The sequence below is a fragment of the Marinagarivorans sp. genome (assembly GCF_982758155.1).
In genome coordinates this window covers 1-3,025 of the sequence record NZ_CEXWTU010000362.1, presented here as the reverse complement: position 1 = coordinate 3,025, position 3,025 = coordinate 1, and the positions used below count along the sequence as shown (strand labels likewise).

Sequence of the window (3,025 nt, the reverse complement as noted above, 5' to 3'; positions counted from 1 at the left end):
AAATTCCCGGAATGATTCCAAAACTCAGTGACACTCCGGGAGAGACGCAGTGGCCCGGACCTGAGGTGGGTAGCCATAATGATGAAGTGTTGAGGGATTTGTTGGGATTGGATCAAGAAGCCCAGCAGAAGTTAAGGGATGATGGGGTGGTTTGATAGTTAGGGTCAGTGATAGACAATAATATTAACTATTGGTTGTCGCCGAGTCCTTTCTTCTTGTATGTTACTTTTAAATAAAAGTAACAATATCAGGATAGCGGGTTCAGGTAGAAGGAGAATAGGCAGGTCCAGATATATGAGAGGCCTGTGGTGTAGTTAGTTGCTTTGTTATATGTATTGTTAATACGTAAAAAAATATAAGTGATCTTAAATCAAAACTCGCGGGAAAATTTAGCACCGTTACCTTTCATCCATAATTGTATTGAAATATTTCCTTCCCTTTCAACATAATCCAGAACAGTTAGCCCCCAATTATCACAAGCATTAATGTTGGCGCCAGAATTTAATAGCCAACTTAAAATCGCAGTATTTTTTGTTTTTAAAACAGGGGTCTTTGCATACATAAAAATAGTGGTTCCATTTCGATTCGTGGCATTAACGTTGGCACCATTTTTAAATAATATTTTCGAGATTTCAAAATTTTCATTTCTAACGGCTATAGCTAACCCTGTCCTTGACCATTCATTTTTTACATCAATGTGCTCAATCATAGGTAGTAAAGATAACACATCTTTTACAGAGCCATTTCGGCATGCTTCAAAAAAATTTGGTTCAATTTTCATGTTTTCAACGTCCAATTTTATTGGCTTCAGTTTTTCAAGGAGCTATATTTTGGTATTGTTTGGGCTTAGCTTTCAGAAATTTAACTTTACATACATTGTGCGGACTTATAACTCTACAGTACAGAGCTAGAAAAGTGTAAGCTCTCCTAGTGGGAAGTGCTTTTTCAACTATGATTTATTGTATAGAGGCAAGTTACACCGTTAGTATGGTTTTAGATTTGTCCACCTATTTGTATTTGAAGTTAACAACATCGAAAACTTTTCTGCATCTAAGAAGCTTAAGCACCAAATAATGGATGGCTAATAAAGGTCGTTGAACTAACATTAAACCAATTTAAACTAAGGTTATAATTAAAGTTGTCGGTGACAAATAGAAATAATAATTTCCCTAAAATGTCACTGAGATTCCCCCAAAATAACGGAGTGATTTATTGAGAGATATTCAGCCTTTCGTACTTCACCGAGATGAGATAGCCCAGGTAAGAATGCCGTCGCCGTTGATTGTAAACACCCCGATGAATTCAAATAGACTTTGTTTGGTCTGTTGTTGAGTACGATAATCTTTATGGTCAACCTATTCTGTTTTTAGCGTACTAAAAAATCTTTCAGCTACAGCGTTATCCAAACACTCCCCCTTTCGACTCATACTACACACCCTTGTGTAGCAACTGCGGGTAACCACGAGAAGTATACGTGCTACCTTGATCAGAGTGAATAATGACATCCTTCGGGTGGTCTTGCCGCCAAACGGCCATCGTCAAGGTGTCAGAGACCAGTTTACGGTTGTTCTTATCACTCATTGTCCACCCACGGCTAAATAAAGCCAACCCTACCGTGTAGCTATAAAGGTGGTATCAGATACCCAAGGTTTGTCTCGGTGTGTGATGTTAAAGCGATGCTGTTGATGATCCGGCGCAGGTGTCATCGTATTCTTTGAGTTTGTCGTAATGAAAAACTTCTTAAGCATGCGTAATGGAACATCTTGTTTCCTCATCAATTTTGCCACACGATTGACACCGGCAGTCTCGCTAGATGACAGTTAATTTTGATGTATTCGTGGTGAACCATAGGTGCCGTGACTAGCATTATGAAAGTAGTGTCTCTTGGTGGACAATAGACGATTGCCTTTAGCGCGCTGGCTCTCTGGGCGACCAAAACAGTCATAGTACCATTGCTAGAAACAGACAATACCTAACAGAGCCTTTGAGCACGATGGTAGCGACGCTTATCGCGTATAAAAAGGCACTTCACTTGAGGTTTCTGGCAAAGTACCATTGCCTTTTTGAGTTAATTGCTCTTTCCATTTGCAGAGCAGATTGCGGTGAATACAGAGCTCCATGGCTATTTCAGCAGGTGGTCTGCCGGACTCGTCCATCAGTTGAACGGCCTCCATTTTGAACTCAGGGGTATAGGTTTTATAGAGTTTTCTTTTGCTATTCATCGGAATACTCTTTTAGCGACATTGTTGCTAAATTAATGTATTCATTAATCTGGGGGAGGTTAAGTTTAGGGTCGTTAAGGTAAGATCCCGCTTTATTTATTTTTTCCAACATATTCGCCATTAAAAGCAATTACTGGTCCGACAAGTAAAATGCTTGCAATAAAACTTACATATAGTGATCTCATAACTATCTTCTGTGGAAATAGAATATTTCTGTATAGTGCCAACTCATTTTGTCATTTCTAGGAGATTTTTAATTTATTAATTTAGAAAGGAGTTCCGAGAGGTGATGTAATCCTTTCCGCTGTCTATCTAAAGCAAGACGTATGCTCGATAACAATATTAGCGAGTTTTCCTTTTACCGACCCACTCATTATGCAGGCGGGTATGGCAACAGTATATTCCAGTATAAAAGATCTGGATTTAGCGTTGAAACTTACTCGCTAAAACAATATTCATTATGGTTTTTTTCGGTGCCTTCTATTTCTGTAATTTGGTCGATTACTTGATCCAGTTGCGGGGTGGATTAACCCCGGTAATTAAAGTCATTAAACCGCGTAGATGCCACTTATTGTCTGGAGAGGTTCTACGGTGGGTGTTTGTATTATCTGCCGAGCGATGGATGACATGAGTTTGGGATCTGTTGAAGTTATCACATAGGTATAAACCTGGTGTTTGCTGGTATTACGGGTGAAAGCGAATGGCGTACCTTGAGTAATATGTTTTCTCAGCAGATAGAACAATGACTACCTGCGACAATATGTCGCATTTCTATTTTTTTTAGTGACACTATGATTGCGCCC

Annotated in this window: 3 protein-coding genes; all 3 read right to left on the bottom strand. The window is 39.2% G+C overall.

The features are described 5' to 3' along the window. Positions 1-370 precede the first annotated feature (370 nt). Positions 371-781, bottom strand: a complete 411-nt coding sequence (locus tag AC3A8L_RS20860) for an ankyrin repeat domain-containing protein (protein WP_487964205.1) — start codon at positions 779-781, stop codon at positions 371-373. Between the two features lie 647 nt (positions 782-1,428). Continuing rightward, entirely contained in the window at positions 1,429-1,581 is a 153-nt protein-coding gene (locus tag AC3A8L_RS20855) for a DDE-type integrase/transposase/recombinase (protein WP_487964204.1), read from the bottom strand. Positions 1,582-2,006: 425 nt separating this feature from the next. Continuing rightward, complete coding sequence (locus AC3A8L_RS20850; RefSeq protein ID WP_487964203.1) at positions 2,007-2,222, bottom strand: transposase; 216 nt, start codon at positions 2,220-2,222, stop codon at positions 2,007-2,009. Between the last annotated feature and the right edge of the window lie 803 nt (positions 2,223-3,025).